Source organism: Gilvimarinus agarilyticus, assembly GCF_000832015.1.
In the GTDB taxonomy this organism is placed as follows: Bacteria; Pseudomonadota; Gammaproteobacteria; order Pseudomonadales; family Cellvibrionaceae; genus Gilvimarinus; species Gilvimarinus agarilyticus.
The window spans coordinates 1126706-1132705 of sequence record NZ_JXCJ01000001.1 but is presented as its reverse complement, the minus strand read 5'-3'; the positions used below and the strand labels follow the sequence as shown (position 1 = coordinate 1132705).

Sequence of the window (6000 nt, the reverse complement as noted above, 5' to 3'; positions counted from 1 at the left end):
CCTTAACTAATCGCCTCAGCACCCGCCCTTTCCTGCGAAAGAGGGGCGCATTATACGCACCAATCCGAATCGCACAAGCCCCAAATCACATTATTTTTACACTTTCTTTAACRCCGSCTAAATCGGGTAAAAACCGACCAARCAAATGCGCAAACTACAGGCACAAAAAAGGCGGCTTGCGCCGCCTCTTCTTGCCACTGAGACCGCCCGTTAAGCACCGGGGTTGGCCACCTTGCCCCGCCTAGTCCAGCGCAACACCATGACCGTTGCCGACGGCAGGGTCGTAAGCGTCACCATCGTAGCCCCAACGATACCTGCCATTACAATCACCCCCACGCCCCGATACAACTCGCTGCCTGCGCCCGGCAAAAACACCAGCGGCGCCAGACCAAAGATAGTGGTAACGGATGAAATGGCAATGGGGCGCAGGCGCGACTGCACCGCTTCGCGCACAGCATCGACACATTCCATACCCGAACGCTCTACATTTTCGATGGCGCGGTGCACAATCAATATCGGGTTATTGACCACAGTGCCCATCAAAATCAAAAAGCCGAGCATGGAGATCATATCGAACGACTGCTGAAAGCCGCCAAGCCCAAGGGCCTGCAGCAACGCCCCCAACCCATTCATTACTGCCAAGCCAGCAATGCCGCCGGCAATACCAAGTGGAATTACCGTCATAATAAGCAGCGGATAGCCCCAGTGCGAGAAAATAGCGACCATCAACAGATAAACGACCACGAGGGACACTAAGTAGTTGGAGCTAAGGGACTCTCGGGTCGCATCGAGCTGATCGGCCGCGCCGGCGATATTAAGTGACACACCCGCGGGCACCCGACCGGTCTCTTTAAGCCAGCCGACCAGCTCCTCACGTACCCGGGCCACACCGGTTTCCAATGCCACCGAGCGAGGCGGGATAATATTCAAGGTAACGGTTCGGCGGCCATCCACCCTACGCAGCACATTGGTATCAACCGTCTCTTCTATTTCGGCCAGCTCTGTCAAAGGTAGCGTACCGCCCGAGGGGGTATAAACCGACAGCTGCGACAGCGTCTCCAGTTCCACTCCCGGACCACGGTTGCTGTAGAGATACATATCAATTTTATCGTCGCCCTGAAAGTACTCGCTGACAAAGGCGCCGTCGGTTAAGGCTGCCACCGCAAAGCCTATATCTTCGGCGCTCATACCAAGCTCCGCAGCACGCTCCCAGCGCGGCCTAATTTGCAACATGGGCTGTGATAGCGACAGGCTAGAAGGCTGTGTTTGGATACGGGGGCCGTCAAAAATCTCTTCGGCCCGGGCAAGCGCATCACGAGCAACCTGATAGGCGTCAGCCAGGTTAGGACTGGATATCTCTAAATTAACACTGCGGGTACCGCCATCGTTACTACTAATAATGGAGCCGCGGGCGGCAAAGGCGCGCATGCCCGGGTAACTCTCATACTTTTCCACTAAGGCATCCATCAGCGGCTCGATCTGCCCGGGATCTTTTGTCTCCGAGATAATGCGCATACCGCTCGCCGAGACCCCGAGGTTTACATACTTCATCGCCGGGACTTCAGTCTCGCCGCGCGCAAACGCTTCGGGCTCATCATCCACAAACGGCATAAAGTAATCTTGCACCTCTAAGGCAATCTGTTCCATTGTCTCAAGGTTGTAACCCGGCGGAGCATTCATCGAGGCAAAGGTTTTTGCCTCTTCCCCCTCTGGCAGGTATTCAGCAGGAGGCGTCAGGAACAGCACAATAGCGCCGCTGGCAAGCACCGTTAACAACAAACAGCTGATACGCCGGCCAGATGTGGCAAACAACCACGACAACTTATCGGTCAGCACACGGCGCCAACGGGTATCGTGATTTTTTGAGTGCAATGACAACCGCGCGCTCGCGGTAGGAATCACCGTAATCGCCACCAGCATCGAAACAAAAATAGAGGCAGAGATCGCAATAGCGATATCGGAATAAAGCTGACCCGCCTCTTCGGCAATAAACACCACGGGCAAAAACACCATAATCGTGGTCAACGTAGAAGCAAGCACGGCCGGCCAAACTTTTTTAACGCCCTCGACAGCCGCCTGCATACGCTTTAACCCCCGCTGGCGTTCGAGCTCGATACTCTCGAGCACCACAATGGAGTTATCGAGCGTCATGCCAATGGCAAAGGCCACTCCGGCAAGAGAGATTACATTAATCGTTCGACCCGCCGCCAACAGGCCAATAAACGCTGCAATGGTACAGATAGGAATACCCACAACACCCAACGCCGTGGCGCGAAACGAGCGTAAAAAAGCGTACATAATGACGGTGGCCAGCAGCGCCCCGAGCACTAAGTTCTTCCACACGTTAATGATCGAGTCATTCACATAAACCACATCATCGGCGGTGCGCTCAAGAATCATCCCTTCGGGCTCAAGCAGCTCGCGATTAATGCTCTCTACCTCGGCCATCATCGCCTCTTTAATGGCCAACACATTCGAGCCACTTTCACGGCGCACCGACAAACTAATAACCGGCTTGGTATTCACAAAGGATTTGTCGCGAATTTTAAAATGATCAAAACGTACTTCGGCCACATCCGCCAGGCGGGTCACGCTGTCACCGTCACGCTTAACAATAAGCGCTTCCAGCTCTTGCACCGAATCAAACCGCCCCAAGGTCCGTAAAAGGTAACGGCGCTTGCCACTGGTCACCTCGCCACCAGAGATATCGCGGTTGCGCAAAGAGATAGCCGTGCGCACATCTGCCAACGTCAACTGGCGCTGAGCCAGAGTATCTGGGTTAAGCCGAATTTGTACCTGTCGTTTGGCACCACCACCGACACTAATCTCGGACACCCCCGGCACGCTAGACATGCGCGGGCGCACATTGTCCTCGATATAATCACGCATCATGTCCATATCGAGCCCACGGGGGTTACCATCCAGCGGCGAGATACGAAAATACATAAACGAATTGGCGGAGAATGAGGTTGCGTATACTTGAGGCTCATCCACATTCACCGGATACGAAGGCACCTGAGTCAGAGCATTATTTACCCGAATCAGAGTTTCAGTTATATCTACCCCAAAAGGAAATTCCAGCTCAATGCTCGCCTGCCCCAAGCTGGCCGACGAGGTAATTTCCTCCAGGTAAGGGATATTGCGCAGGTATTCCTCCTGCTCGATCAGGATCTCTTTTTCCACATCCTGCGGCGTCGCACCGGGCCACTGGGTGCGAACACTGATTGTGCGCACCTCTAAGTCGGGGATCATTTGCACCGGTATGCGCAGCGCCGCCAGTATCCCCAACACACTGATGATTAACACCGTAACGGTGACCAGAATTCCGTGGCGAACAATGCCCTCAAACATAGTCTGGCCTCACTCAGTTGGATTGATTCGAGTGGCGCAGCTGAACGCGTTGCCCCTGTTGCAGCGCCTCGTTGCCGCGGGTCACTACCACCTGCCCGCCACTCAGCCCTTGAGTTATCTCAACCCGTCCGGCAAAAGCCACCCCCGGGGTAACCTGCACCTCAGAGACAGCCACCTCCTCGCCAAAACTATCCGACTCCGCCACCCACACCACGGTGCGACCATCCGGGTAACGCAACAATGCATCCCGGGGGACCGTAACCGAGCGGCGCCCGGCGTCGAGATTGAGGGTGGCCGATACCGCCATGCCAGGGATGGATTGCGGGACATCAGCCGGCAGCGATGCTCGCAACAAAAAGGTGCGAGCCCCTGGGCGACTGAGCGGTACCTTGCGAAGGTTTACAGCGGTAAAGGTTTCGTTTGGCGCCGAGTCTAGTGTCATTACGACCCGGGTTTGCTCGTTAATACGGTGAAAGTATCGCTGAGGCACCTGAAAATCTACCCGCAATTGCTCGGTAGACACCAACTCAAGTAACGCTGTGCCCGGCTCCACCCACTCGCCCACATCGGTATGCTTAACACTCACAGTGCCGGCGAAAGGCGCCGTCAGGCTATGCTTTTTCAGGCGTGCTTGAGTTAGGGCGCGATCGGCCTCCGCCACCTGCCGATCGGCTCGGGCACTGGCGAGCGCCGCCTGGCGGGCACCAACTTCGGTGGCGGCGATATTGTGCTCGCGAACCAAATCCTGAGCCTCAGCCAATAACCGTTGCGCCTCGGCCTCTTGAGCTTGAGCCCGGGCCACATGAGCCTCGGCCCCATCCAGCGCCAGCCGCGTAAGCTCCGAATCCAACTGCAGCAGCGGCTCCCCCGCCGCCACGTGGTCCCCGGCATAAACATCCGCACGTTTTACCACCCCGCTAACCTCGGCCGACAGCGACGACAACTGCAATGCGCTGACAGATCCGGTTAAGGGTATCGGCTCGACAACGGCTTCAGGCTGCACTATTACGGCCTCGACGGTAACCTGTGCACGGGCAAAAGCCGCAGTGAAGGTTACCACAGCCAAAACACTAAAAACGCGGAGCCAACGCACCGCTCGCTGAATGAACATGGTTGATATCCCCAGAGAGTTGCTGCTTCAATGCGGCACAGCGCACTCGACCAAGCAAGAGGCACTGCGACTCAGGCACTCAGCATACACAGCTTTCGCAACGGGATAAAACGGCCAGCTCCGGCCAGAGCTGGCGCAGAGGGTTTAACCTACTTGAAACAGGTGATACTTCTTCTTACCCAGCTTGGCCACATAAAAACGGCCAAACTTGGCGCGCTCGGCGGCAAAACACGCGGCCGCATCGAGGTTTTCTTCAAAGCTGATCGCCGCACCGTTTATCGTCACAGCGCCGCGCCCCAACGCATCTTTTACCTGCTTACCAGAGGCCGCCATCTCGGCATCCACCAGCCACTGGGTCAGTGTTTTGTCACCCAACTGATCACGCGCGAGCTCAGACGAAGGCAAGCCATCCAACTTCAGCTGCTCCAGGTCCGACTCATCTAACTGATCCAAACTCCCGGAAAACAGCGCCTCGGTAATACGCTCGGCCGCCTGCAAACCTTGCTCGCCGTGAATCAGCGCGGTCATTTCCCGAGCCAATACGCTCTGGGCTTGAGGCCGCCCCTGAGCCGCTTTATCCTCTTCCTCGATGGCGGCGATGTCGGCCAGCGGCAGGAAGGTGAAATAACGCAAAAACTTATAAACATCGGCGTCGGCAGTCGCCAACCAGAATTGGTAAAAAGCGTAAGGTGACGTTTTGGCCGGGTCGAGCCACACGGTGCCGCTCTCGGTTTTGCCAAACTTGGTACCGTCCGATTTAGTCACCAGTGGCAGCGTCATGCCGTAGGTTTCACCGCTGTACATACGGCGCGCCAAATCGATGCCGCCTGTAATATTGCCCCACTGATCCGAGCCACCAATCTGCAGCGTGCAGTTATGGCGCTTATAGAGTTCGGCAAAGTCGTAAGATTGCAGCAACATATAGGTAAACTCGGTAAACGAGATACCCGCCCCTTCACGATCGATACGCTGCTTTACCGACTCTTTGTTAATCATATTATTGACGGAGAAGTGCTTGCCCACATCGCGCAAAAAGTCGAGCACATTCATGTCGCCGACCCAGTCGAGGTTATTGACTACCTCGGCGGCGTTTTCACCGCTATCAAAGTCGATAAAGCGACTCACCTGAGCCTTGAGCTTATCGGTCCAGCCCGCGACGATATCCGGGGTGTTGAGCTTGCGCTCGGCGGCCTTAAAGCTGGGGTCACCCACCAAACCAGTAGCGCCGCCTACCAACGCAATGGGTTTGTGGCCGGCTTGCTGAAAGCGCTTTAGCGCCAACAGTGGCACCAGATGACCGATATGGAGACTATCGGCGGTAGGATCGAAGCCGCTATAAAGGGTACGACTACCGGATGCCAAATAATCCGCCAGCACATCGCCACCGGTGGTCTGTGCAATCAACCCGCGTTTTTGCAGGTCGTCAAATAGCGAAGCATCGATCGTCGTCATGAAACTATTCACCCGATTAGTCTGTATGAAGAAACACGAACACGGCGCCACGCCGTGCCAATAGGCGGGCAAAGATACCCGAACCG

3 protein-coding genes are annotated in these 6000 nt (G+C 55.9%); all 3 read right to left on the bottom strand.

All coding sequences use genetic code 11. The features are described 5' to 3' along the window. Positions 1-210 precede the first annotated feature (210 nt). The 3 genes from SD69_RS04915 to tyrS all read right to left on the bottom strand — a co-directional run bounded on the left by SD69_RS04915 (position 211) and on the right by tyrS (position 5914). Positions 211-3351 (bottom strand): efflux RND transporter permease subunit, encoded by a 3141-nt coding sequence (locus SD69_RS04915; RefSeq protein ID WP_041522330.1) that lies wholly within the window; start codon positions 3349-3351, stop codon positions 211-213. Positions 3352-3364: 13 nt separating this feature from the next. Beyond that, positions 3365-4462, bottom strand: coding sequence for an efflux RND transporter periplasmic adaptor subunit (locus SD69_RS04910; RefSeq protein ID WP_041522329.1), 1098 nt, complete (start codon positions 4460-4462; stop codon positions 3365-3367). A gap of 144 nt (positions 4463-4606) precedes the next feature. Beyond that, positions 4607-5914, bottom strand: a complete 1308-nt coding sequence (gene tyrS, locus SD69_RS04905) for a tyrosine--tRNA ligase (protein WP_041522328.1) — start codon at positions 5912-5914, stop codon at positions 4607-4609. Positions 5915-6000: the final 86 nt, after the last annotated feature.